Origin of the sequence: Streptomyces sp. NPDC058632, assembly GCF_042717095.1 — a bacterium.
GTDB lineage: Bacteria > Actinomycetota > Actinomycetes > Streptomycetales > Streptomycetaceae > Streptomyces.
Genome location: NZ_JBHXQZ010000027.1, coordinates 40,754 through 64,473 on the forward strand (window position 1 = coordinate 40,754; position 23,720 = coordinate 64,473).

A 23,720-nucleotide genomic window follows, 5' to 3' on the forward strand; every position below is an offset into this window, starting at 1 on the left:
GGGGAGCCCTACCCCCCACGCCTGGACGGGGTGGGGCCAGCGGTGGATTGGGGGGCCGCCCCCCCCACCTCACCCCCCCGCCCGCGGGGGTGCCCGGCCGCAGGGGAGGGGGTCCCGCGGGGCGGGGGCGCGGGGCCCCCTCCCCGCGCGTGAGCACCGACGTCAGGGCGGCGCCGGCTCCGGCGCTCGGTGGGTTCAGATCCTGCCGCGGCACAGCTCCAGCAGGGTCATCGCGAGCGTGGTGCCGGGCTTGCCCAGGGCGTCCCTGTAGTGGCCGAGGATCTCCATCTCACGGGAGAGGTTCACCCGCCGGCCGCCGGAGGTGATCCGTTCCTGCTGGATGACGGCCGAGACGGCCATCCGTTCCTGCACCAGGCCGATGATCCGATCGTCGAGCGCGTCGATCCGCTCACGCGCACCGGTGATCACACCGGCGGCCCCGGCGGTGCGGGCGCCGGTCTTCTCGGTACTCGCGGCTTCGGTGGCGGTGACCGTCGTGGCCGTGGTGGCCGTGGTGGTCGTGGTGGTCGTCGTCATGTCGGGGCTCCTCGTCGGACGGTGCGGAGTGCCCGGGTACATGGTCCGAAAACGCCAGGCGCCCCGGACCTTGTCGGCCCGGGGCGCCTGGAAAGTTGCTTGTCAGTGGCTCAAGCAGCACGACCATGGCAGCCGGCGGGCCGGTTGCCATAGGTAAAGAGGAAGGTCGGGTGCGTGAGCATGGGCCCAGTATGCCGCGCGGCCCCCGGCCGTCCAACACGGGTCGCATGCTGAGACGGGCCCCACCGCGCGGTGCTGTCGCGCGGTGTCGGCACGTGCTCCGGGAGTGAGGGGGAGGGCGGGCGCGTGCCTCCCGGTAGAATCGGGAGACACCAGATCCCGCCCCACCGCCGGAAGGCACCTCGTGTCATCAGCGACTTCCGCTGCCCACGCGCCCGACACCGTCCTGGTCGTCGATTTCGGCGCGCAGTACGCCCAGCTCATCGCCCGTCGCGTCCGCGAGGCCCGGGTCTACAGCGAGATCGTGCCGAGCACCATGCCGGTCGCGGAGATCCTCGCCAAGAACCCGGCGGCGATCATCCTCTCCGGCGGCCCCTCGTCCGTGTACGAGGAGGGCGCCCCCACCGTCGACCGCGCGCTCTTCGAGGCCGGCGTCCCGGTCTTCGGCATGTGCTACGGCTTCCAGCTCATGGCCCAGACCCTCGGCGGCCAGGTGGACAACACCGGCTCCCGGGAGTACGGCCGTACCGGCCTGCACGTCTCCAAGGCGGCCTCCACCCTCTTCGAGGGCACCCCGGAGGAGCAGGCGGTGTGGATGTCGCACGGCGACGCCTGCTCCGCCGCCCCCGAGGGCTTCTCCGTCACGGCGTCCACGGACGTCGTCCCGGTCGCCGCCTTCGAGAACGACACCAAGAAGCTCTACGGCGTCCAGTACCACCCCGAGGTCATGCACTCCACCCACGGGCAGCAGGTGCTGGAGCACTTCCTGTACCGGGGTGCCGGCCTGAGCCCGGACTGGACCACCGGCAACGTCATCGAGGAGCAGGTCGCCGCCATCCGCGAGCAGGTCGGCGACCGGCGCGCCATCTGCGGCCTGTCCGGCGGGGTGGACTCCGCCGTCGCCGCTGCCCTCGTCCAGAAGGCCATCGGTTCCCAGCTGACCTGCGTGTACGTCGACCACGGCCTGATGCGCAAGGGCGAGACCGAGCAGGTCGAGAAGGACTTCGTGGCCGCGACCGGCGTCCAGCTGAAGGTCGTCGACGCGTCGGAGCGGTTCCTGGCCGCGCTCAAGGGCGTCTCGGACCCCGAGGAGAAGCGGAAGATCATCGGCCGCGAGTTCATCCGGGTCTTCGAGCAGGCCCAGGCCGAGATCATCGCGGACGCGGGCCCGGCCGTGGAGTTCCTGGTCCAGGGCACCCTCTACCCGGACGTCGTCGAGTCCGGCGGCGGTACCGGCACCGCCAACATCAAGTCGCACCACAACGTCGGCGGGCTCCCCGAGGACCTCGAGTTCCAGCTGATCGAACCGCTGCGCCAGCTGTTCAAGGACGAGGTCCGCCGGGTCGGCCAGGAGCTCGGCCTGCCCGAGGAGATCGTCCACCGCCAGCCGTTCCCCGGCCCCGGGCTCGGCATCCGTATCGTCGGCGAGGTGACCAAGGAGCGGCTCGACCTGCTGCGCGAGGCCGACGCCATCGCCCGCGAGGAGCTCACCGAGGCCGGCCTCGACCGGGACATCTGGCAGTGCCCGGTGGTCCTGCTCGCGGACGTCCGCAGCGTCGGGGTCCAGGGCGACGGCCGGACCTACGGCCACCCGATCGTCCTGCGTCCGGTGTCCTCCGAGGACGCCATGACCGCCGACTGGTCGCGGCTGCCGTACGACGTCCTCGCGAAGATCTCGACCCGCATCACCAACGAGGTACGGGACGTCAACCGCGTCGCCCTCGACGTGACCTCCAAGCCGCCGGGGACCATCGAGTGGGAATGATGCCTGGTGGGGAATGGTCCCCGCCAGGTCCTTTCAGGTCCGCTTGAGCGTGCGCACCGGCTCACCGGGCTTCCAGACCTGGAGGACGAGATACGTCTCGTCCTCCACACAGGTCCGTACGACCTCCGTCAACTCGGTGCGGAAGAGGTGGAACGGCTCCGGCGGTTCCACCTCTTCGGTGTATCCGCGCCGGGCTTCCCCGTCCTTGTCCTCGACCTCGATCGCCCGGCCGCTGATCCGGACGTCCCCGCCGCCCATGCCCGTGCCCGAGCCGGGGTTCGCCTGCAGTGCGAAGCGCGGGTCGCGGCGCAGATCGAGCGCCTTGAGCGAGTCCGGCATCATGCCGAGCCACAGCTCGCCGTTCAGGAAACGCACCTCCAGGCCGGTGGTGCGCGGCGACCCGTCCCTGCGCAGGGTGGCGAGGACGTGGTGGGTGTGCGTGGCGAAGCGCTCCTCCACCGTCTTCGCGAGGGCGGGTTCGGCGGTGGCGAAGGCCTCCCAGTTCGTGTTCATGGGCCGAGTGTGGCGCGAATACCGGACGCCTTGTGTCGGTTGTCCGCCGCGTCCGTCGGACGGGGTCCCCCGGACGAGGCTCCTCCGGAGGGCGGCCACCGCGCTCGCCGCCCTCGGTGACCTGCTCGACCCGATCAGCCAGGAGAGCTGCGCGTTCTACGAGGACCACGCCCTCTGCAACACCTACAGCGGTGTCACCGTCGACGCGGCCGAGGGCCGGCGCGTCGCGGCCGCGCTCGGCTCCCGCAAGGCGCGTTGGTACTGCGCAACCACGGGCTGCTCACCGTGGGAGACTCGGTGGACGCGACGGCCTGGTGGTTCGTGTCCATCGGAACGCTCCTGCCGGGTGCAGCTCAGTGCGAAGACGGCGGGCCGGCCCGTCCTGATCGACCACCGGCAGGCGGTGGCGACGCGGGAGCAGTTGGGCGGGGATCTGGTGGCGTGGATCAGCCATCGGCCGATGTGGCAGGACATCGGCCGAAGCAAGCCCGATTTGCTGACCTGACCTGACCTGACCTGACCTGACCTGACCTGGCCTGACCTGACCTGACCTGACGTGCCGGGCGGGGGAATTGCTGTGGCCGGGTCAACGCGACGCCTCGGACTTCACTCCCACGGACCGGACCTGCTGGGCGAGGAGGGCCGGACGTAGGGCACAATTCGCTTTCGTTGCAGGGGAGTTGCCTGCACCGGTGCAGGCGGCCGGGAACGTGATCGTGAACGTGGATGCGGGGAAGGCGGGCTTCGGACGTGGCGGTGCAGGAGGCGAGACGGGGCGGCGCGGACGCGGGCGCCCACGAGGGCGGCTGCGCCTGTGGGGACTGTCCGCACGGAGCGCGTGAGGGGCATCGGCGCGCGGTCGCCGCGTTCCTGCTGAAACGCGAGGAGTTCGCGGCCGGCCACGGGCTGCCCGCGGCGGTGGCCCACTCGGCGTCCGCCTCCCGCCAGTGGGTCTCGGAGGAACTGGCACAGGCCGCCGACCTCGTCGCCCAGCGCGGCCGGGCCGAGGGCGCGGCCCGGCTGGTCCGCCTGTGGCGCCGGACGGCGGTGGTGGTGTGGTCGGCGGTCGTCCTGCTGCTCCTGGGCCAGGCACTCACGGCGATCGGCCCGGGGTGGAGCGCCGCCCGCACGGCCGGGCTGCTGGCCGCGCTGGTGGTCGCCGGTGCGCTGACCGCGGCCTCGTGGTTCCACCGGGCGCGCGGCGGGGTGCTGGCCCCGGTCATCGGGGAGGACAACCGCCTCTCCACGTCCCGTGCGGTGGCGGCCGTCTGGGTGCTCTTCCTGGCGTACGCGGTCCTGGTCCTGGCCGGCCAACTGGCCGTCGCCTCCGATCACGAGGAACGTGACGCACTGATCGCGGGACTGGAACTCGCCCGCGGCGCGGGCGTGGTGACCGTCCTCGCCGTGGTGTGCGGGATCGGCGTGGTGGTGCGGCGGGTGGTCGGGCTGCGCGTACAGGGGCAGCGGCTGCAGAAGGTGCGCGCGGACCGGCCCCGGGTGGCCGACCTGCTGACCGACGACGCGGGCCGGGGTGCCTTCGCCGACATCCAGTACGTCGTGATCAGCGCCGTCGCGCTGGCGTTCGCGGCGGTGCGGCTGGCGCGCCGGCCGGACCAACTGCCGGATCTGCCCTGGGGACTCGCCGTGGTCGTACTGGTGTCGGCGGCGACCTATCTCGCCGGGAAGTACGCGGAGGGCGGCCGGCCGGTGATCCTGTCGGTGGTACGGGCACGGGAGGCCGGTGACCTGGACGCGCCGATCCGGACCGGCGACGACATCGAGATCCGCGGGGCCGGCTTCGTGCCGCTGGGCGCGCAGGGAGCCGACCGGCTGGCCCGGATGGTCGTCCGGGTGGGCACCGTGCACGTCCATGTACCGCTGGTGCCGGTGGCGGGCGGCTTCGACAATCCGACGGACGCCCTGCTGACGGTTCCGGTCCCGGCGGACGTGGAACCGGGGCGGGTCGAGGTGCAGGTCGTCACGGCAGCCGGGGTGGAGACGAACCGGTACGCGATCGACGTGACGGACTAGGCCGGGCCCTCAAGTCCCCCTCCGTCGCTCTCCGGCGAACGTCCGAAAAAATCCGGGCGGCCCGGGATTGATCCGGTGTTAATTGTCGTACGTATGCTCTGTTGAGGGGGGTCTCGGTACGGCGGCGAGAGGCGACAGACGGCGATGACTCACGGTATGCGGGCGGATACGTACGGCCCTCCAGTCGATGCTGACAGAGGCTGGCGGGACACCGCCACGCGGTACGCCCTCCTTCCTCTGCGGATCTTCCTGGGCGTCACCTTCATCTATGCGGGCATCGACAAACTCACCGACAGCGCGTTCATGAAGGACGCCGGGGCCGGGTCGATCGGCGACATGATGCGGGCCGTCCGCGACTCCTCGGCCATTCCCGCGCTGGTCGACATGTCCCTGGAGAGTCCCGTCGCCTTCGGATACGCCATCGCCCTCGGCGAGTTGGCCGTCGGGATCGGGACCCTGCTCGGCCTGCTCACCCGGCTGGCCGCCCTCGGTGGTGCGCTGATCTCCCTCAGCCTCTGGCTGACCGTGAGCTGGGCCGCCGAGCCCTACTACTACGGCAACGATCTCCCCTACCTCGTGGCCTGGACTCCGCTGCTGCTGGCAGGTGCTCCCCTCCTCTCCGTGGACGCCGTACTCCGGTCGCGACGGCGACAGCGGGTGGGGGACTACCGGTAGGACCTCGCTCCTGACAGAGGCGGATCCGCCCTCGCCCGGGCGGGCCCGCCCGTCCCGCCTCCCGAGTCGCCTCGCGCCGAGTCGCCTCGTCAGGCCGGTGACTTCGCGGGGGTCTCCCGAGTGCCGGAGCGTCTGTGCCGGCGTATCAGCGCCGTCACGGCGGCCACTGCCCCGGCCAGGCACAGGCCGCCCGTGACGACGGGAACCACGACGAACCACGGTGTCTCCCACGCGCCGCGCGCGTCGCCTGCGTAGAGCACGGCGGCGAGGGTCAGGAAGAGGCCGGCGATCAGCCTGCCGGGCTGGAACTCATGACGTAGCACGGCTCACCTCCGCCTGTCCCGCACCGACGTGGACGTCCAGGTCGAGCGTCCCCGTCCTCTTGACGCCCGCGGGAGGCCGCAGGGTCAGTTCCTTGTGCTTGCCCGGTGCCACGTCCACGTCCTTCTGCTGGTCGCCGGGCAGTTGGATGTCACCCACTCCCACGTCGATGCTGAGCCGCACGGTCACGCCCTCGGGCACGATCACGTGGACGCGGCCCACGCCGATGTTCGCCCGCGTCGACACGGTCTCTCCCTCGGGTATCCGTGCCTTGGACAGGTCCAAGGTGCCGGTTCCCGTGCCCAGGTCGTAGACCGGGCGTATCCGGGCGGCCGAGGCGGGCTCCCAGGTGGTGCGCATCCACTCGGTGCCGATGTCCTTGGGTACGGCCGACGAGGCGGCGAGCAGTCCCGCGGTGATGACCGCCAGGACGATCGACCCCGCCCCGGTGCGGCCCAGGAAGGCACTGACCGTCAGGCCGATCCCGAAGACGGCGAGCGCGCAGGCCAGGCCGGTCTGCAGGCTGGTGCCGAGCGGCTCCTCCTCCCAGGTCAGGCCCGTGCCCAGGCCGGCCGCGAGCAGGGCGAGCAGGAAGATCCAGCCGCCGATCCAGCGGGGGCCGCGTGGCTTCGCCGGCCGGTGAGGGGTGGGCGCGCCGTCGCGAGCGGAGGAGTGGGGGGTGAGTCTGACGTCGATCGCGGAGGCGATGTCCAGGTCCCGGGAGTCCCGGGGCCCCCACAGGTAGCCCGTGCCGCCGATGTGCGTGCCGTCCTTCACGATGGGGTCGCGCCACCACGAGGAGAAGGCGGCGGGAACCGGCGGTGCCTGGGGCTCCGGCGGGGCATCGGCCGCGGCCTGGGCGGCGAGCGGATCGGGGCTGGGGGTACCGCGCTGCCGCGACCAGTACCCGGCACCGGCGAGCAGCAGGGAGAGCATCACGGCGAAGCTCAGCACCCCGCCGTTGTTCAGCATGCTGAGGAAGACGCCGCAGCCGACGAGCGCGAAAAGTATGGCCGCCAGTGTCTGGCCGTCGACCCTGCCGGTCAGCAGTCTGCGGATCTCGTTCTCCTCCTCGCCCTCGTACGGGACGAGGAGCCAGGCGAAGCCGTAGAAGATGAGGCCGACACCGCCGGTGGCGGAGAGCACCGCCAGCGTGATGCGGAAGATCACCGGGTCCATGTCGCACTGCCGGCCCAGCCCGGAGCACACCCCGCCGAGCATCTGGTGCCGGCGGTCACGCCGGAAACGGTGCGGCGGCTCGGGCAGGGGTGCCTCGCCGGGAGGGTGCGAAGCTCCGGCGGAGGCGGTCCCCCCGGCCGCCGTACCGCCTGCCGTGCCCGCGGCAGGCGCGCCCTCCCGCGGCCCGGCGCCCTCGGGAGGGCGCGGGCCGGAGCCGGGTCCCGGACCCGTCGCGGCGTGCTGGTGATCTGTCATGAGTCCATGGTGACGGGCGCGCCGCCGCGACGGCAGTCGGGACGACCCTGGCCGGACCCTGATATCGGCCCTGAGAGGTGGCCGGGGGAGCGTTCGGGAGGCCGGCCGCCCGGAGATCAGGGGAGTCTCCGGGGCTGACCCTGATGCCCCGGAACCGGGGGCCGTGTGACCATCATTGGCATGTCGGAAGCCGCAGCAGCGCCCCTCGCCGAGCCGCGGCCGCCGCGCAAGCTCTACCGCAGCAGTGACGGACGCTGGCTCGGTGGTGTGGCGCGGGGGCTCGCCGGACACCTCGGGCTGCCCGTGATCTGGGTACGGCTCGTCTTCGTCGGCCTGTTCATGGCCGACGGTCTCGGCGCCCTGCTGTATGCCGCCTTCTGGTTCTTCGTGCCGCTGGGGGTCGGCGGCGTGGACGCGCAGAAGCCGCCCACCCTGGTCGCGACCGAGAGCTCGCCGGACGGCCGGCGCAGACTCGTCACCCGCAGACCGGACAAGGGCCAGATCGTCGCCCTGCTCCTCATGGTCGTCGTGGCCATGGTCTTCGTCGGCAACGTGGACCTGTCCAACGGCGCCAGGGCCTACCTCTGGCCGACCGTACTGGTCGGCGCGGGCGTCGCCCTGGTGTGGCGGCAGGCGGACAACGCGCGCCGGGCCCGGTGGGTCGAGGTCGGCAGCCGCCGCCGCACGGTCACCCTGCTGCGGGCCGGGGCCGGCGTCCTGCTGGTGACGGCCGGTGCGTCGGGCATCTTCGTGCTCCGGGGCTCCGGTGCCCACCTCGCCTCGGTGCTCCAGGCGGCCCTCGCGGTCCTCGTCGGGGTCACGCTCCTCGCCGGTCCCTACCTGGTGCGCATGACCCAGGACCTCTCCGAGGAACGGCTGATGCGCATCCGCGCCCAGGAGCGCGCCGAGGTCGCCGCTCATGTCCACGACTCGGTGCTGCACACCCTCACCCTGATCCAGCGCAACGCCGAGAGCCCGGGAGAGGTGCGCCGGCTCGCCCGCGCCCAGGAGCGCGACCTGCGCACCTGGCTCTACAAACCCGAGGGCACCGGCAAGGACGAGGCCGACGAGCCCACCACCCTGGCCGACGCCGTACGGCGCAATGCCGCGGAGGTGGAGGACAAGCACGGCGTCCCCATCGAAGTCGTCGTCGTCGGCGACTGCCCGCTCGACGAGAAGATCGGCCCGCAGATGCAGGCCGCGCGCGAGGCGATGGTGAACGCGGCCAAGTACGGTGGCGAGGGGGGTGCCGTACAGGTCTATGCCGAAGTCGAGGGAAGGACGGTCTTCGTGTCCGTCCGGGACCGCGGCCCCGGCTTCGACCTCGACTCGATACCCGCCGACCGCATGGGTGTCAGAGAATCGATCATCGGCCGCATGGAACGCAACGGCGGCACGGCGCGACTGCGCGCGGTGCCGGACGGCGGCACCGAGGTCGAGCTGGAAATGGAGAGGGCGGAGAAGACGTCATGAGTGAGCCGACCGAGCCGACCGGGACGAACGGAACGGCGGGACCGGACGACGGCGCCGGACGTCATGTGCGTGTCGTCCTCGTCGACGACCACCGCATGTTCCGCACGGGCGTCCAGGCCGAGATCGGACAGACCGAACAGACCGGCGTCGAAGTGGTCGGCGAGGCCGCGGACGTCGACCAGGCGGTCACGGTCATCACCGCGACCCGGCCCGAGGTCGTCCTCCTCGACGTGCACCTGCCCGGTGGCGGTGGCGTGGAAGTGCTCCGCCGCTGCGCCCCGTTGATGGGCGACGCCGAGCAGCCGGTCCGCTTCCTGGCGCTGTCCGTCTCGGACGCGGCGGAGGACGTGATCGGCGTGATCCGGGGAGGCGCCCGCGGATACGTCACGAAGACGATCACCGGAACCGACCTGGTCGACTCGGTCTTCCGGGTCCAGGAGGGAGACGCCGTCTTCTCCCCCCGGCTGGCCGGCTTCGTCCTCGACGCCTTCGCGTCGACCGACGCCCCGCCGGCCGACGAGGACCTCGACCGCCTCACCCAGCGCGAGCGCGAGGTACTGCGGCTGATCGCCCGCGGCTACGCGTACAAGGAGATCGCCAAGCAGCTCTTCATCTCCGTGAAGACGGTCGAGTCCCACGTCTCGGCGGTGCTGCGCAAGCTCCAGCTGTCCAACCGTCACGAACTGACCCGCTGGGCGACGGCACGGCGCCTGGTGTGACTGGTCGATGACCTCCTGCAGGCGCAAGCCGCGTCGGCTGAACGCTGCCCAACGGGAGTGCCACGTCGAACCACACCTCCTTGCCGATGCCGCACTCCCTTCTCCGCGTGCCCCAGTCCTCCGCCGGAGTTGCCACCAACGCGAGTGAGGCCGAGGCAATCGCCGTCTCTTGGTATGAGCTGCTGCTCATCTTGGGGCTGCTGCAGACCGGGGCCTACGCCCAAGCGCTGATGGGCGCCAGCTCACCTTCTTTGGATGAGGAGACGATCAACGAGCGTGTGGCGGCCAGGCTTCGACGGCAGGAAGCGCTGACCGACGGATCGGCGTGCTCCACGGATTCGTGATCCATGCGGCTGCGCTGCGGACCGAAGTTGGTGGCAAGGAGGTTATGAGGGCCCAACTTGAGCGTCCACGGGAGGTCGGGCGAAGCCGCAACGTGTCGGTGCGGGTACTTCCGATCGGCCGCTGCAACGGTGTCGCCCTGGCTGGCCCCATCGTGGTGCTGGAAACGCCTGACCATGACATGTTGGCTTATGTGGAAGGGCCGGAGGTCAGTGTCCTGCATGCCGGTCCGGACAAAGTGAGTGCGTTGAACCAGAGGCATGCCATGATCCGCACCCATGCCCTCAGTATTGAGGAGTCGGCCACGTTTATCAGAAAGGTGGCAGAGGAGCGATGAGCGAACGCTCGACCTGGTTCAAGTCGAGCTACGGTGACAGCCAGGGCGGCAACTGCCTGGAGGCAGCCCTCGACTGGCGCAAGTCCAGCCACAGCGGCACCGAGGGCGGTAACTGCGTCGAGGTCGCCCCCTGCCCCGCACCGTCCACGTCCGGGACTCGAAGCTCGGCGACCGGAGTCCTCGGTCCGCCGTCGCCGGAGGTGTCTGGACCGCGTTCGTCGCGTACGCCCGTACCGGAGCCTGAGCTTCTGGGGGCGGTGTCGGGCGGAGGGCGGGGGCCTCGTTAGGCTCCGGCCTCATGGACGTACTCATCCACCTCTTCGTCGGCCTGCACATCATCGGCATCGCCTCGTTGCTCGGTGGATTTCTCACCCAGATGAAGGCGATGGGGCAGGGCACCGCCCGGTTCGTTCCGGCGATGCTGCACGGCGCGCTGACGATGCTGGTCACCGGTGTGATCCTGGTCGGGCTCAACCAGGCGCAGGACCATTCCGTCGACAACATCAAGATCGGCGTCAAGCTCGCCCTGCTGGTCGTGATCCTCGGCCTGGTCTACGTGAAGCGGGACGACGAGAAGGTGGACAAGGGCCTGTTCGGGCTGGTCGGTCTGCTGACCACGGTGAACATCTTCATCGCCGTGCTCTGGACCTGACGGCCGCCGGCGCGGGTCCGGGCGTGACCGCGGCCCGCGCCGGCGTCACCGCAGCCGTGGGTCAGGCCGGGCGGACCACGCTGTGGATCGACGACTCGCCGTCGTAGAAGACCGACTCCTCGCGGACGTAGGTGCCGGGCTTCGGGGCGTGGATCATCATGCCGTTGCCGATGTAGATGCCCACATGGGTGATGTCGTCGTAGAAGAAGACGAGGTCACCGGGCTGGGCCTGGGACACCGGGACCGTGGTGCCGGCCTCGACCTGGTCGTAGGTGGTGCGGGGGAGGGAGACACCCGCGGCCTTCCACGCGCCCTGGGTCAGACCCGAGCAGTCGTAGGAGCCGGGGCCGGTGGCGCCCCAGACATAGGGCTTGCCGATCTGCGCGCGGGCGAAGGCGAGGGCCTTCTCCGCCTTGGCCGCGTACGAGGAGTCCGTCGAGGCCGACGGCGTGGTCGTCGTGGAGCCGGACGTGCCGGAGGAGCCCGACGCGCCGGAGGAGCCGCTCGCCGCCGCCTCCTGCTGCCGCGCCTCCTCCTCGGCCTTCTGCCGCGCCGCCTGCTGCTGGGCGAGTTCGGCGGCCTTGCGGGCGGCCTCTTCCTGCTTCTTCTCCTCGATCGCCGCCAGCCGCGCCTTCTCCTCGGCGGTCAGCTTCGACATCAGCTCGCGCGCGGTGCCGAGCTTCTTCTGGACGGTGGCCTTGGCGGTCTTCAGGGCGTTCTGCGACTCGGTGAGCGTCACGAGGCTCTCGGCGGCCTCCTTGCGCTTCTCCATCGTCTCGGACTGCTGGGTGACGTAGTCGTCGACCGCTTCCTTCTGGCGGCCGGTCATCCGGTCCAGCAGCTGGTCCTGGTCGAAGAAGTCCTGCGGGGAGTCCGCGAGCAGGAAGGTCGCCGTGTCGGGGAGGCCGGCACCGGTCCGGTACTGGGCGGCGGCGAAGGAACCCAGTTCCTCCCGTGCCTCATTGAGCGTCTGGGTGCGCTTGGCCACGTCGTCGAGGAGCGTGTCGACGCGCTTGCGCTGCTTCGCGGTCTTCTCCTTGGCCCCGTTGTACTTCTCGGTCGCCGACTCCGCCTGGCGGTAGAGGTCGCCGACCTTCTTCTCGACCTCCTCCAGGCTCGGCCGGTCGTCGTCCGAGGGTGCGGCGTCGGCCGTCTGGGAGAGGAGGGCGACGGAGGTGAGGGCCGCCGTGGCGAGAGCGGGGGTCCGTATGCCGGCCACGCGCGTACCCGGGGTGCGCGACTTGCGGTGCGACGCCAAGGGAGGCGACTCCTTCCAACGTTCCGCCGCCGGGGAGCGGCAGGGGCTCCCGGGTTGTGCCGGCCCCGGGGAGGTTCGGAGGGGTGCGGGCGGGGTAGACCGGAAGGACTGCCCTACGGCTGCTCCGGGGAGGGAGCGGCCGATTCACCCCGGGTTCCCGGTGGGTCCCCGGCTCCGGCTGCCGCGGCGGCAGTGACGGACTCGGCGGAGGCCGCCCGCCCGGCGAGGTTCGCCGGTGGGGATCGCGCGGCCCGCCCGAACGGTAGCCAACTCATGTGCCTCGTGTGAAGGTTGATGGGTGATATGCCCGATACATTTTCGTGACCTTCTTGGTCACGTCACCCAGGGTGAGGGCACGGTCCTCGAGAGTGGATGCGTGTCCGGTCACCGGACGCGGGGTGGCGGCGATCACCGGAATGCGGGGATGTCCCCGGGGCGGCCACGGGTTGTCGGTGGGGCGGCCTAGACTCGGAGAGCGATGAGCAGCCTCTTTGACGACAGCTTCCTGGCGGACCTCCAGGCCCGGCGCGGCCCCGTGGACGAGCCCCCGCCGCCACCCGAGGACGATCATGTACCGGAGCAGGTTCCGGACGATCTGTTCGGCGGGAAGTTCGACATGCCGCCGGACCGGGACACCCACTACCGTGACGGCGCCCCGCGCCCGGTGCTGGACCCCGCGGCCCTCCTGGAAGGGCTGAACGACAACCAGCGCGCCGCCGTCGCACACTCCGGCTCCCCGCTGCTCATCGTGGCCGGCGCCGGCTCCGGCAAGACCCGTGTGCTCACGCACCGCATCGCGCACCTGCTGGCCGCGCGGAGCGTCCACCCGGGCCAGATCCTCGCGATCACCTTCACCAACAAGGCCGCCGGTGAGATGAAGGAGCGCGTCGAGCAGCTCGTCGGCCCGCGCGCGAACGCGATGTGGGTCATGACGTTCCACAGCGCCTGTGTGCGCATCCTGCGCCGAGAGAGCAAGAAGCTCGGCTTCACCTCGTCGTTCTCCATCTACGACGCCGCCGACTCCAAGCGCCTGATGGCCCTGGTCTGCCGTGACCTGGACCTCGACCCGAAGCGCTACCCGCCCAAGTCCTTCAGCGCCAAGATCAGCAACCTGAAGAACGAGCTGATCGACGAGGAGGACTTCGCCGCGCAGGCGGGCGACGGCTTCGAGAAGACCCTCGCCCAGGCCTACGCGCTCTACCAGTCGCGGCTGCGCGAGGCCAACGCCCTCGACTTCGACGACCTGATCATGACGACGGTCAACCTGCTGCGCGCCTTCCCGGACGTCGCCGAGCACTACCGCCGCCGTTTCCGGCACGTCCTCGTGGACGAGTACCAGGACACCAACCACGCCCAGTACGCCCTCGTGCGCGAGCTGGTCGGCACCTCCGAGCACCCCGTCGGCGTACCGCCGGGCGCGGACGACCTGCCGCCCGCCGAACTGTGCGTGGTGGGCGACGCCGACCAGTCGATCTACGCCTTCCGCGGCGCGACGATCCGCAACATCCTCCAGTTCGAGGAGGACTACCCGAACGCGACGACGATCCTGCTGGAGCAGAACTACCGCTCCACGCAGACGATCCTGAGCGCCGCCAACGCCGTCATCGAGCGCAACGAGTCCCGCCGTCCCAAGAACCTGTGGACCAACGCGGGCAGCGGCGCGCAGATCACCGGGTACGTCGCCGACACCGAGCACGACGAGGCCCAGTTCGTCTCCGACGAGATAGACCGCCTCACGGACGCGGGCGAGGCCAAGGCCGGCGACGTCGCCGTCTTCTACCGCACCAACGCCCAGTCCCGTGTCTTCGAAGAGGTCTTCATCCGGGTCGGACTGCCCTACAAGGTCGTCGGCGGTGTCCGCTTCTACGAGCGCAAGGAGGTCCGGGACGTCCTGGCCTACCTGCGGGTACTCGCCAACCCCGAGGACTCGGTGCCGCTGCGCCGCATCCTCAACGTTCCCAAGCGGGGCATCGGCGACCGCGCGGAGGCCATGATCGACGCCCTCTCCCAGCGGGAGAAGATCAGTTTTCCCCAGGCGCTGAAGCGTGTCGACGAGGCGTACGGCATGGCCGCGCGCTCCACGAACGCGGTGAAGCGGTTCAACACGCTGATGGAGGACCTCCGAACCATCGTCGAGTCCGGAGCTGGCCCGGCGACCGTCCTGGAGGCGGTCCTCGAGGGGACGGGTTACCTCGCCGAGTTGCAGGCCTCCACCGACCCGCAGGACGAGACCCGGATCGAGAACCTCCAGGAACTCGCCGCCGTCGCCCTGGAGTTCGAGCAGGAGCGTGGCGAGGAAGAGCGCGGCACGCTGGCCGACTTCCTGGAGCGGGTCGCACTGGTCGCCGACTCCGACCAGATCCCCGACGAGGACGAGGACGGCTCCGGCGTCATCACCCTGATGACCCTGCACACCGCCAAGGGCCTGGAGTTCCCGGTCGTCTTCCTGACCGGCATGGAGGACGGCGTCTTCCCGCACATGCGCGCCCTCGGACAGACCAAGGAACTGGAGGAGGAGCGGCGCCTGGCGTACGTCGGCATCACGCGCGCGCGTGAGCGGCTGTATCTCACCCGTTCCACGCTGCGCAGCGCCTGGGGACAGCCGTCGTACAACCCGCCTTCGCGTTTCCTGGAGGAGATCCCGGCCACCCACCTGGAGTGGAAGCGGACGGGAGCGACCGCGCCCGTGTCCTCCGGGCCGGCGTCGGGGGTGGCGGCGTCGCTGTCGTCGTCCCGGTCCCGCTCGTCGGCGTCGGGCGGGACCGGCTTCGCCACGCGACGGGCCGCCGAGAAGCCGGCGGTGTCGCTGACGGTCGGGGACCGGGTCACGCACGACCAGTTCGGGCTCGGCACCGTCGTCGCGGTCAAGGGCACGGGCGGCAACGCCGAGGCGACGATCGACTTCGGGGACACCAAGCCGAAGCGGCTGCTGCTGCGGTACGCGCCGGTCGAGAAGCTGTAGCCGGGAGTCCGGCACACCCGGAGCCTTCGCTGCCAGGAAACGGCGAAGGCCCACGGGCGAGGGACGGCCGAAGCCGGGGGGACCGGCCGGTTCTGCGGGGCTCGGCCCGCTTCGCCACCGCCGGTGCTACCGGCGGTGGGGCGGGGCTACGACGGTTCGAGGCCGTGGCTGCGGAACCACGCCAGCGGGTCGATCGCCGAGCCACCGGCCGGGCGGACCTCGAAGTGGAGGTGCGGGCCGGTCGAGTTGCCCGAGTTGCCGGAGAACGCGATCGGGTCGCCGGCCTTCACCGTGGTGCCGGAGGCGACCTGGTAGCTGGAGAGGTGGCAGTACCACGTCTCCGTGCCGTCCATCGCCGTCACGATCATCATGTTGCCGTAGGCGCTGTTGTACTGGGTGCGGACCGTGCCGTCGGTCGCGGCCATCACCGTCGCGCCGTACGAGACGGGGAAGTCGATACCGGAGTGCACGGACATCCAGTTGATGCCGGACTGGCCGTAGTAGGCGCTGAGGCCGTGCTGCGCGACGGGGAGCGCGAACTTCGGACGCAGCCGCTCCTGGCGGGCCGCCTCCTCCGCCGCCGCCTTGCGGTCGGCCGCCTGCCGCGCCTTCAGGTCGATGCGTTCCTGGGTACGGCTCGCCCGGTCGGCGAAGTCGTCCGCCCCGGCGGAAAGGCTCTCGAGCTGGCTGTCGAGCTGGTTGTTGGCCACGGCGGGCTGCACCGGCTGCACGTCCGCGGCGGTCGTCGTGGTCTCCTGACCACCGCCTTCCTCCGCCAGATCACCGACCGAGGCCGCCGCGATACCGGCGACACCCATCACGCACGCCGAGGGCACGGCCACCGTCAGCAGCGCGGAACGCTTGGCGGGCGTACGGCGGCGGGAACGCGACCCGCCGCGCGACGCCGAGCGCGGCGCGGGTACGGGGACCGGGGCCGACTCCTCCTGATCGTCGAGCAGCGGAGCCACCGCGGGCAGCTCACCGGTGTCGCCCGAGGCGCCCTGCGTGGGCCCGTACGGATCGTCGTGGACGTTCCCGGACACGCCCTGCTCGTGCGAGCCCTGCCCGTAGGGCTTCTCTTCGTACGACTCCTGGGCGGGGGCCTGGGAATCGAAGGCGGAGGAGTCGGGAGCCTGCGGATCGGGGTGCTGCTCGAACGTGGCCGTGGCCTGCTGGTCGAAGGGCACGGCCTGGTGTTCGTAGGGGTCCGCGTAGGCGTCGGGAGCCGGTGCGGCCGCGCTGCCGTCGGAGTTCCACTGCGTGGCGTCGTAGGCGCCGGTGTCGGAGGTCTGGGTGCCCCAGTACCACTGCTGGGTCGGATCGGCGGTGCTCTGGGCGGCCCGGTCGGGCTGGAGCCACGCGCCGGAGTCCCACTGGCCGCTCGCGTCGGGCGCCGTGGCCTGCTGCGGCACCTCCGGTGCCTGCTGCTGCCCGGTGGTCCATGCGGTCGCGTCGTAGCCGCCGGTGTCGTAGCCGGCCTGCTGCTGAGCCGCGTACGCGTCGTGGTGCGCGGTGTCGTGGCCGACGGCGGACCAGGTCCCGGTGGCATTTCCGGTGGCGTACGCCCCCTGGTCGTGACCGTTGCCCGGAAGGTCACCGAAGAGGGGATCGGTGGCGAAGGCCGGGGTGGCGTGGCCGCCGGTTCCCGGGCCCGTGAGGTCAAAACCGGTGGCGTCACAGCCGTCGTACATGGTGAAGTCGCCGTACTGGGCTTCCGGAGTGCCGTACGACGCGTAGTGCGCCGACGAGGTGTCGGAAGCCGGGGCCGGGACCATGGTCCCCGACGGGTGACGGTCGTTCACCAACTTCTCTTTCGCCTCGACAACAGGGGCTGCCAGAGCAGTGCGGCGACTGTACCCGGCGGTACGCGGGCGCGACAATCTTTCGCAGGTTTCACGCGCGTAGGAAACGGGCATTCGGTTGCGTTTTGGCGGCGGGTAAACATGGTCTTGGCTTTGTGTTCGAAACTTGTTCGAGTTTTGGTGGGTTCGCGTCGCCAAGTCGGCCGGATGGGGCGGCTGTTGTTCGGGTGAGTGAACGATGTCGCCGCGGTTGCCAAGGGGCGGATGGTCCGGGCGTGTCGGGCGGAGTGAGGGCCGGGGGGCGGGGGTCGAGGGGCGGGGACCGGGCCGCCGTCAGGCCGTCCGTGCGGCCGTGGACGGTTCCCCCGGATGCGCCGTGTCCAGTGCCTGCCGTATGCCGCCGGCCACGGCAGGGTGCACGGGCAGCGCGAGGTGGCCGACGCCGCTCACCCGCACGTTCTGCGCGAGGAGGTCCCGATGCTCGATGCGGGCCGCTTCCAGCGGGTCCATGATGTGGTCGAGGTCGCTCCAGAAGGCGACGAAGTGCGTGCGGCAGCCGGGTGCGGGGCTGGTGAGCTCCTCGAGCACCGGTGAGCCGGGGCGCATCTGGCGCACGATCGGGTGCGCGTTGGCCAGCCGGGCGACGCGGGTGCCGGAATGCGGGGTGCCGAGCGTGACCAGGGTCCGTACCCGGCTGTCACCGCCCAGGCACTGTACGTAGTACCGCCCGATCAGGCCTCCGAGGCTGTGTCCGACGACATCGACGCGGCTGCTGCCGGTGCGCTCGCACACTTCCTCTATGTGCCGGCCCAGCAGTTCGGCCGCGATACGGATGTCGCAGGTGAGCGGAGAGTAGTTGAGCGACTCGATCCGCTGTCTGCCGTGCTGGGCGAGGCTGCGGCGCAGCAGGACGAAGACCGAGCGGTTGTCGATGAAACCGTGCAGCAGCACGACCGGGGGCCGGGCCTCCGTCGGCAGTTTCGCGGTGCCGTCCGGTGCGGGGGGCTCGAGGGTCGCGTCCCGGCGCTCCTGCACCATGCCGACGGGATAGAGGAGGGCGTGGCCCGCGAGGATCGCGAGCTCCAGAGCGGTGGCTTTCAGCAGGGCGGTGGAGGGAATCGCCGGCCGGTTCGGCGCCATGCGCCGGCAGAGCGGCAGAAAGGGAAGTGCTGCCTCCGTGACCTTCATGGCCGACCTCCTGTCGGCACGCGGAAGGACAGCTCTGTCCCCCGTGTGCCCTCATGGGGCGTCGCGGCGAATGCGGTCGACGCCCCGCGCGGCAGGCGCTTGGTGCGGCCGTGCCGTGCGGCGGCCTCGTCGCGAATCCCTTATGCGCATGTTCCCACTGATGCCCGTGTGATGCATGGGCACGATGTTCGGATCCTGAGGCCCCGGAACGGTGCGCGGTGAACGTGTCCCTCTGTGTGATTTCCCCCTCGGTCCCCACCGCGAAACTGCCGGTTGCGGGATGCTGGCGATAACGTTCGTTCACTTCCCCGGCCGGTTCGGGCGGGGAGGTCCGTACCGCGGTGGCGCAGTCGGTGCAGTGGGCGGCGGAGTGTGCGGTACCCGTGACGGATACGGGAACGACTGATGCGTGCGGTATGTATCGGTACGGATGGATGTAGTCGCTTCATGGAGGCAGTGATGGGTGTGGCAGCCGGTCCGATCCGCGTGGTGGTGGCCAAGCCGGGGCTCGACGGCCACGATCGCGGGGCCAAGGTGATCGCGCGGGCCCTGCGCGACGCCGGTATGGAGGTCATCTACACCGGGCTTCACCAGACCCCCGAGCAAGTCGTCGACACCGCGATCCAGGAGGACGCCGACGCGATCGGTCTGTCCATCCTCTCCGGTGCGCACAACACGCTCTTCGCGGCGGTGATCGACCTGCTCAAGGAGCGGGACGCGTCGGACATCCTGGTCTTCGGCGGCGGGATCATCCCCGAGGCGGACATCGCGCCGCTGAAGGAGAAGGGCGTCGCGGCGATCTTCACCCCGGGGGCGACGACCGCGTCGATCGTGGACTGGGTCCGCGCGACCGTACGGCAACCCGCGGAGGCGTAGTACCTGCCCCGGGCCCGGCCGGCGCGGCCGCTCACCCCGCCCGTGCGGGCGGTGCCGCACCGGACCGGCCGGGCCGCGCGTGCCGGGGCGGCTTCGGAGTGCGGGCCGGCGGGCCGGTCGGTCGTGGCGGGTGCGGGCATATGTCAGGGCTGGGCGTGTGTCCGGGGCCGGGCGGTCGGGTCCAGTTCCGTCAGCATCGCGGCGCGCAGGCGCAGCGTCGTGACCAGCCGCTGGAACGCCTCCGACCAGTAGCCACCGGCACCCGGTGAGGCGTCCTCCGGCTCGTCCGGTACGGCCAGGAGCGCATCGAGGTGGCCCGCCTCCAGGGGATCGAGGCAGCGCTCGGCCAGGCCCATGACGCCGCTGAAACTCCATGGGTAACTCCCCGCGTCCCGAGCGATGTCGAGTGCGTCCACCACGGCCCGGCCGAGCGGCGGCGCCCACGGCACCGCGCACACACCGAGCAGCTGGAACGCGTCCGGCAACCCGTGCGTCCCGATGAACCCCGCCACCCACCCGGCCCGTTCGTCGGCATCGAGCGTGCCGAGCAGCCTGGCGCGCTCGGCCAGGGACACCGCCCCCGGGCCGCCCGCCTCCGCGGCGGAGGGCTCACCGAGCAGAGCCTGTGCCCACCCCGCGTCCCGCTGGCGCACCGCCGCGCGGCACCAGGCCGCGTGCAGCTCGCTCCGCCAGTCGTCCCCGACCGGGAGGGCCACGATCTGCAGCGGCGTACGCCCGCCGAGCCGGCGCGACCATGTGCCCAGCGGTGCCGACTCCACCAACTGCCCCAGCCACCAAGACCGTTCACCCCGGCCTGCGGGAGCCTTGGCCACCACGCCGTCCCGCTCCATGCCCGCGTCGCACTCGTGCGGCGCCTCGACGGTGAGCATGGGCGCGTCCCGTGTGTGGTCGACGGCCACGCACGCCCCGGCCCGGACCGCCATGCGCTGCGCGAGGGCCGAGCCGGGCAGTGCCGACAGCAACTCGGCGGCCGTCGCCCGTACATTGCGGCTGCGGTCGGCGAGCGACTGCTCCAGGAACGGCTCGTCGTCCGGGCCGAGGCGGGTGCGCAGCGAGTCGAGGAACATCAGCCGGTCCTCGGCCCGCTCCGTCGCCCAGGTCGTCGCGAGCAGTTCGCGGGCCGCGGCGGGCTCGCGGGAACGCAGGGAGGAGAGCAGGGCGACCCGCTCCGCGAAGAGACCCTCCTGCCAGAGCCGCAGGACTCTCTCCGGGTCCCCGGGACCCGGCAGCGACGTGCCCCCACCCGGCGCCGAGCGCAGGGCGAACCGCCAGTCCGGGTTGAGGCGGGCCAGCCACAGGCCTCGCGGGCCCGCGAACCGCAGGGCCGCCGGCCGCAGGTCCGTACGCCCCCGCGCGGCGTCGAGCAGGGCGGGCAGCGCCGGCGGGGGAGCCGCGAAACCATGGGCGTTCGCCGCCGCGAGCCACTGGGGCAACAGCTCCATCAGATCCGGTGCCGCGCCCCGGCGGCCACCGTCGGACGCACCGGAGCGGTCGGTGAGCAGCATCGTCAGCCGACGGGCGGCCGCGGGCGGCAGCTCGGGGCGCGGGTCCTCGGGCGCCGGCCGGGGACGCTCGGCCGCCCTGGCGGGACGCAGCCCGGCCCGACGCCGTACGGTCGCCACGGCCGCCGCGTCCAGCAGGACCGCCGGGGCCTCCGCAGCGGAAGCGGAGCCCGCCGGAGCGCGCCGGTCGGTCCCCAGCAGGGCGGTGGTGACGAGGTCCTCCCAGCCGTCAGGGAGGGAGGAGGCAGGCCGGCCCGATCCGCCGGACGGGTCCGCGGTGGGCGAGGCCGGTACGGAAGGGGCGGTGGCGTGCGGGCCGGACGGTGTCGCGGCGGTGGAGGTCCTGCTCATCACATTCCTTTCCGTCGGACGTCCGGGAGCGGCCCGGAGCGGCTCGCGCGTACCGTGTGCGCGGCGGTGCCCGGGGAGCGCGGAGGGCGGCAGGGGCGGAGCGGCTGGTGGGTCAGCACAGGGCGATCACCTCGCCCGACTCCTGCGGCCAGGCGGACAGCGGGGTGAATCCCCGGTGGCCGCACTCGCCGAAGACCTTGACCGGCGCGCCGCCCGAGAGGGCGACGAGACGCCACAGGCCGGGACGGGAACGCGCGGCCGGGGTGAGCGGCAGGGCCGCGTCCTCGTCGGCGTCCGCGAGCTGCCAGGAGTCGCCGTCCGGAACCGGTATCACCCGGTCCAGGGTCACCGGCACCGAATCCAGCCAGGGATCGTCGCACAGCGCGTCGCCGTACCGGGCGGCGGCCAGGGTCGTCGTCGTCCCGGGTGGCCGCTCGGCCGTGGGGGCGGGCGGCGCGAACTGCTCGCCCAGCGCCGCCCGGGCCTGCCCCGCGCCCGGATAGGCGGACAGCTCCGCGTCCAGGGCCAGCCCCACCGGCAGCGCCGGTTCGGGGGCACGCCCCGCGGCACCGTAGGAGAGGAGCAGCGAAGTACGCCGCGACCGGGTGCCGTAGAGCCAGATCCGGCGGGTCGTCAGGCGCGCGTCCGCCGTGTCGTACTGGGCGAGCACCAGCCAGCGGTCGCGCACCGGCGGACCGTCCGCCGAGGCCGGCAGGCCGATGCGGGAGCGGACCGTCGCGGCCAGGCCCTCCGGCAGCCGCTCGCGGCGCAGCCAGCCCCGATCGAGGAGGTGGAGCAGCGCGCACTCCTCCAGCAGCCGCACCGGCCAGCCCGGACCCGTGCCCGGAATCGTCCCCAACTCACGCACCCGGGCGGCCAGTCCCTGCGCCTGCGCGTCGACCATCCGGGCCGCCGTCTCCTCCCACAGGCCGTACCCGGACTGCTCCGCAGTGGCCAGCCCGCCGCGGAGCAGGTCCGCCAGCCGCTGCTCCAGCTCCGACGCACCCGCCGTGACCCGCTCGGCGCGCCGCTCCGCCCTGCGCCGGGCCGCCTCCGGATCGGCGGGCCCGGACGAGGGACCCGACGAGGAGGCCGCGGCCCTCTTCTGCCCCGCGCGCCCCCGTCTGCCCTCGACCCACCGACCGGCCCACTCCGGCACCTCCGCCTGCGGCACCGCCCCTTCGTCGCCCACCCAGAGCAGCAGCAGACCGAGCGCGTGCTTGCACGGGAACTTACGACTCGGGCAACTGCACTTGTACGCGGGCCCGGAGACGTCCGCGAGGTCGACCACCGTCTGATACGGCTTGCTGCCGCCGCCCTCGCACAGCCCCCACACCGCCCCCTCGCCCGAACTGCCGGCCCCGGACCACGGACCGGCCACGCCGAGCCTGCTCCCCGCCTTGCGCGACGCGGTGTCGGGTGCCAAGGCCAGCACCTGGTCCGCACTCCAGCGCGCCCCCTGCTGAGTCATGCCATCGAAGGTAGGCCCCACCACTGACAATCGCCCCGGCGCTTGCGTTTGCGCAGCTCACAGCGATTGTCAGTGGTGGGGTGCACGGTGGTCACCAGATCCGAACCGGCCGAGCTGGAGGGGGACTGCGCCATGACTGTCTCCGTAGAACCGACATCCGTCGACCCGCGTCAGAACGGCTCCGGGCCCCTGCCCGCGGCCGAGGTCCTGCGGGCGCATGCCGAGGACGCCTTCGCCGCCGAACTCGCCGCGCTGGCCGCGCAGGACGACCGTCCGCGCCCCGCCCGGTGGAAGCTGTCCCCGTGGGCCGTCGCGACCTACCTGCTCGGCGGCACGCTGGCGGACGGCACCGTGATCACACCGAAGTACGTGGGCCCGCGCCGCCTCGTCGAGGTCGCCGTCACCACCCTGGCCACCGATCGCGCGCTGCTCCTCCTCGGTGTGCCCGGCACCGCGAAGACCTGGGTGTCCGAGCACCTCGCCGCCGCGGTCAGCGGCGACTCCACCCTGCTGGTCCAGGGCACCGCCGGCACCCCGGAGGAGGCCATCCGCTACGGCTGGAACTACGCCCGGCTGCTCGCCCACGGACCCAGCCGCGACGCTCTCGTGCCCAGCCCCGTCATGCGTGCGATGGCGGACGGGACGACGGTCCGCGTCGAGGAGCTGACCCGTATCCCGGCCGATGTCCAGGACACGCTCATCACGATCCTGTCCGAGAAGACACTGCCGATTCCCGAACTGGGCCAGGAGGTGCAGGCGGTCCGCGGCTTCAACCTGATCGCCACCGCCAACGACCGCGACCGCGGGGTCAACGACCTGTCCAGCGCCCTGCGCCGCCGTTTCAACACGGTGGTACTGCCGCTGCCGGAGACCCCCGAGGCGGAGGTCGACATCGTCTCGCGCCGCGTGGACCAGCTCGGCCGCTCCCTCGACCTGCCGGCCGCGCCCGACGGCATCGCCGAGATCCGACGGGTCGTCACCGTCTTCCGCGAGCTGCGCGACGGGGTCACCACCGACGGCCGGACGAAGCTGAAGTCGCCCAGCGGCACGCTGTCGACCGCCGAGGCGATCTCCGTCGTCACCAACGGTCTGGCGCTGGCGGCCCACTTCGGCGACGGCGTGCTGCGGGCCGGGGACGTCGCGGCGGGCATTCACGGCGCGGTCGTCCGCGACCCGGCGGCGGACCGTGTCATCTGGCAGGAGTACCTGGAGACCGTCGTCCGCGAGCGCGACGGCTGGACGGACTTCTACCGGGCCTGCCGGGAGGCCGGCGCGTGAACGGCAGGGGGAGCACGGCGCGTCGGCAGCCG

General features: G+C 71.9%; 19 protein-coding genes and 3 pseudogenes. 13 read left to right on the forward strand and 9 right to left on the reverse strand.

Annotated elements, in window-relative coordinates; translation table 11 throughout:
• Positions 1–195: 195 nt before the first annotated feature.
• Positions 196–537, reverse strand: coding sequence for a chorismate mutase (locus tag ACFWVE_RS13070; RefSeq protein WP_384012199.1), 342 nt, complete (start codon positions 535–537; stop codon positions 196–198).
• 364 nt (positions 538–901) lie between these two features.
• Here ACFWVE_RS13070 and guaA point away from each other — a divergent pair, with 364 nt between their 5' ends.
• Positions 902–2,482, forward strand: a complete 1,581-nt coding sequence (guaA, locus tag ACFWVE_RS13075) for a glutamine-hydrolyzing GMP synthase (RefSeq protein ID WP_384012202.1) — start codon at positions 902–904, stop codon at positions 2,480–2,482.
• A gap of 33 nt (positions 2,483–2,515) precedes the next feature.
• Here guaA and ACFWVE_RS13080 read toward each other — a convergent pair whose 3' ends face one another.
• The gene (locus ACFWVE_RS13080) at positions 2,516–2,995 is read right to left on the reverse strand and encodes a pyridoxamine 5'-phosphate oxidase family protein (protein WP_384012205.1); all 480 of its coding nucleotides are present in this window, start codon (positions 2,993–2,995) and stop codon (positions 2,516–2,518) included.
• Positions 2,996–3,095: 100 nt separating this feature from the next.
• Here ACFWVE_RS13080 and ACFWVE_RS13085 point away from each other — a divergent pair.
• The 3 genes and pseudogenes from ACFWVE_RS13085 to ACFWVE_RS13095 all read left to right on the forward strand — a co-directional run.
• Positions 3,096–3,500 (forward strand): annotated as a pseudogene (locus ACFWVE_RS13085) (class II aldolase/adducin family protein); the annotation flags it as partial.
• 245 nt (positions 3,501–3,745) lie between these two features.
• Entirely contained in the window at positions 3,746–5,026 is a 1,281-nt protein-coding gene (locus ACFWVE_RS13090) for a hypothetical protein (protein ID WP_384012208.1), read from the forward strand.
• Between the two features lie 144 nt (positions 5,027–5,170).
• Positions 5,171–5,701: a DoxX family membrane protein gene (locus tag ACFWVE_RS13095; RefSeq protein WP_384012210.1), complete on the forward strand. Its 531-nt coding sequence runs from the start codon at positions 5,171–5,173 to the stop codon at positions 5,699–5,701.
• Between the two features lie 89 nt (positions 5,702–5,790).
• On the opposite strand, the gene ACFWVE_RS13100 is transcribed toward ACFWVE_RS13095, so the two are convergent.
• Together ACFWVE_RS13100 and ACFWVE_RS13105 are read right to left on the reverse strand one after the other, a co-directional pair.
• Positions 5,791–6,024 carry a hypothetical protein gene (locus ACFWVE_RS13100; protein ID WP_384012213.1) on the reverse strand — a complete coding sequence of 78 codons (234 nt, stop codon included), beginning with the start codon at positions 6,022–6,024 and terminating at the stop codon, positions 5,791–5,793.
• Complete coding sequence (locus tag ACFWVE_RS13105; protein WP_384012215.1) at positions 6,011–7,456, reverse strand: PspC domain-containing protein; 1,446 nt, start codon at positions 7,454–7,456, stop codon at positions 6,011–6,013. The genes ACFWVE_RS13100 and ACFWVE_RS13105 overlap by 14 nt, the downstream gene beginning before the upstream one ends.
• A 180-nt stretch (positions 7,457–7,636) precedes the next feature.
• Between ACFWVE_RS13105 and ACFWVE_RS13110 the strand changes: the two genes are divergently transcribed.
• From ACFWVE_RS13110 to ACFWVE_RS13135, 6 genes and pseudogenes are all read left to right on the forward strand, one after another.
• Positions 7,637–8,929 (forward strand): PspC domain-containing protein, encoded by a 1,293-nt coding sequence (locus ACFWVE_RS13110; protein WP_384012218.1) that lies wholly within the window; start codon positions 7,637–7,639, stop codon positions 8,927–8,929.
• A complete protein-coding gene (locus ACFWVE_RS13115; protein ID WP_384012221.1) occupies positions 8,926–9,648 on the forward strand; it encodes a LuxR C-terminal-related transcriptional regulator in 723 nt (240 codons plus the stop codon). The genes ACFWVE_RS13110 and ACFWVE_RS13115 overlap by 4 nt, the downstream gene beginning before the upstream one ends.
• 107 nt (positions 9,649–9,755) lie before the next feature.
• Positions 9,756–9,992 carry a Scr1 family TA system antitoxin-like transcriptional regulator gene (locus ACFWVE_RS13120; protein ID WP_384012224.1) on the forward strand — a complete coding sequence of 79 codons (237 nt, stop codon included), beginning with the start codon at positions 9,756–9,758 and terminating at the stop codon, positions 9,990–9,992.
• Positions 9,974–10,327, forward strand: coding sequence for a Scr1 family TA system antitoxin-like transcriptional regulator (locus ACFWVE_RS13125; protein WP_384012227.1), 354 nt, complete (start codon positions 9,974–9,976; stop codon positions 10,325–10,327). The genes ACFWVE_RS13120 and ACFWVE_RS13125 overlap by 19 nt, the downstream gene beginning before the upstream one ends.
• A pseudogene (locus tag ACFWVE_RS13130) lies at positions 10,324–10,571 on the forward strand (DUF397 domain-containing protein). The gene ACFWVE_RS13125 and the pseudogene ACFWVE_RS13130 overlap by 4 nt, the downstream one beginning before the upstream one ends.
• Before the next feature lie 54 nt (positions 10,572–10,625).
• Positions 10,626–10,979, forward strand: coding sequence for a hypothetical protein (locus ACFWVE_RS13135; RefSeq protein ID WP_384012229.1), 354 nt, complete (start codon positions 10,626–10,628; stop codon positions 10,977–10,979).
• 61 nt (positions 10,980–11,040) lie between these two features.
• Here ACFWVE_RS13135 and ACFWVE_RS13140 read toward each other — a convergent pair whose 3' ends face one another.
• Positions 11,041–12,237 (reverse strand): NlpC/P60 family protein, encoded by a 1,197-nt coding sequence (locus tag ACFWVE_RS13140; RefSeq protein WP_384012231.1) that lies wholly within the window; start codon positions 12,235–12,237, stop codon positions 11,041–11,043.
• Positions 12,238–12,715: 478 nt separating this feature from the next.
• Between ACFWVE_RS13140 and pcrA the strand changes: the two genes are divergently transcribed.
• On the forward strand, positions 12,716–15,199 hold the full coding sequence (gene pcrA, locus ACFWVE_RS13145; RefSeq protein WP_384012234.1) for a DNA helicase PcrA: 2,484 nt from the start codon (positions 12,716–12,718) through the stop codon (positions 15,197–15,199).
• A 146-nt stretch (positions 15,200–15,345) separates the two neighbouring features.
• Here the strand turns inward: pcrA and ACFWVE_RS13150 are convergent, their stop codons facing one another.
• Positions 15,346–17,115, reverse strand: coding sequence for a M23 family metallopeptidase (locus ACFWVE_RS13150; RefSeq protein ID WP_384012237.1), 1,770 nt, complete (start codon positions 17,113–17,115; stop codon positions 15,346–15,348).
• A gap of 211 nt (positions 17,116–17,326) precedes the next feature.
• Positions 17,327–18,189: pseudogene (locus ACFWVE_RS13155) on the reverse strand (esterase/lipase family protein); the annotation flags it as partial.
• Positions 18,190–18,648: 459 nt separating this feature from the next.
• Between ACFWVE_RS13155 and ACFWVE_RS13160 the strand changes: the two are divergent.
• Positions 18,649–19,065, forward strand: a complete 417-nt coding sequence (locus ACFWVE_RS13160) for a cobalamin B12-binding domain-containing protein (RefSeq protein ID WP_384012279.1) — start codon at positions 18,649–18,651, stop codon at positions 19,063–19,065.
• A gap of 143 nt (positions 19,066–19,208) precedes the next feature.
• Here ACFWVE_RS13160 and ACFWVE_RS13165 read toward each other — a convergent pair whose 3' ends face one another.
• Both ACFWVE_RS13165 and ACFWVE_RS13170 read right to left on the reverse strand, forming a co-directional pair.
• Positions 19,209–20,939 (reverse strand): DUF5691 domain-containing protein, encoded by a 1,731-nt coding sequence (locus ACFWVE_RS13165; protein WP_384012240.1) that lies wholly within the window; start codon positions 20,937–20,939, stop codon positions 19,209–19,211.
• A gap of 112 nt (positions 20,940–21,051) precedes the next feature.
• Positions 21,052–22,410 (reverse strand): SWIM zinc finger family protein, encoded by a 1,359-nt coding sequence (locus ACFWVE_RS13170; protein WP_384012244.1) that lies wholly within the window; start codon positions 22,408–22,410, stop codon positions 21,052–21,054.
• A 132-nt stretch (positions 22,411–22,542) separates the two neighbouring features.
• Between ACFWVE_RS13170 and ACFWVE_RS13175 the strand changes: the two genes are divergently transcribed.
• Positions 22,543–23,688 carry an AAA family ATPase gene (locus ACFWVE_RS13175; protein ID WP_384012247.1) on the forward strand — a complete coding sequence of 382 codons (1,146 nt, stop codon included), beginning with the start codon at positions 22,543–22,545 and terminating at the stop codon, positions 23,686–23,688.
• Positions 23,689–23,720: the final 32 nt, after the last annotated feature.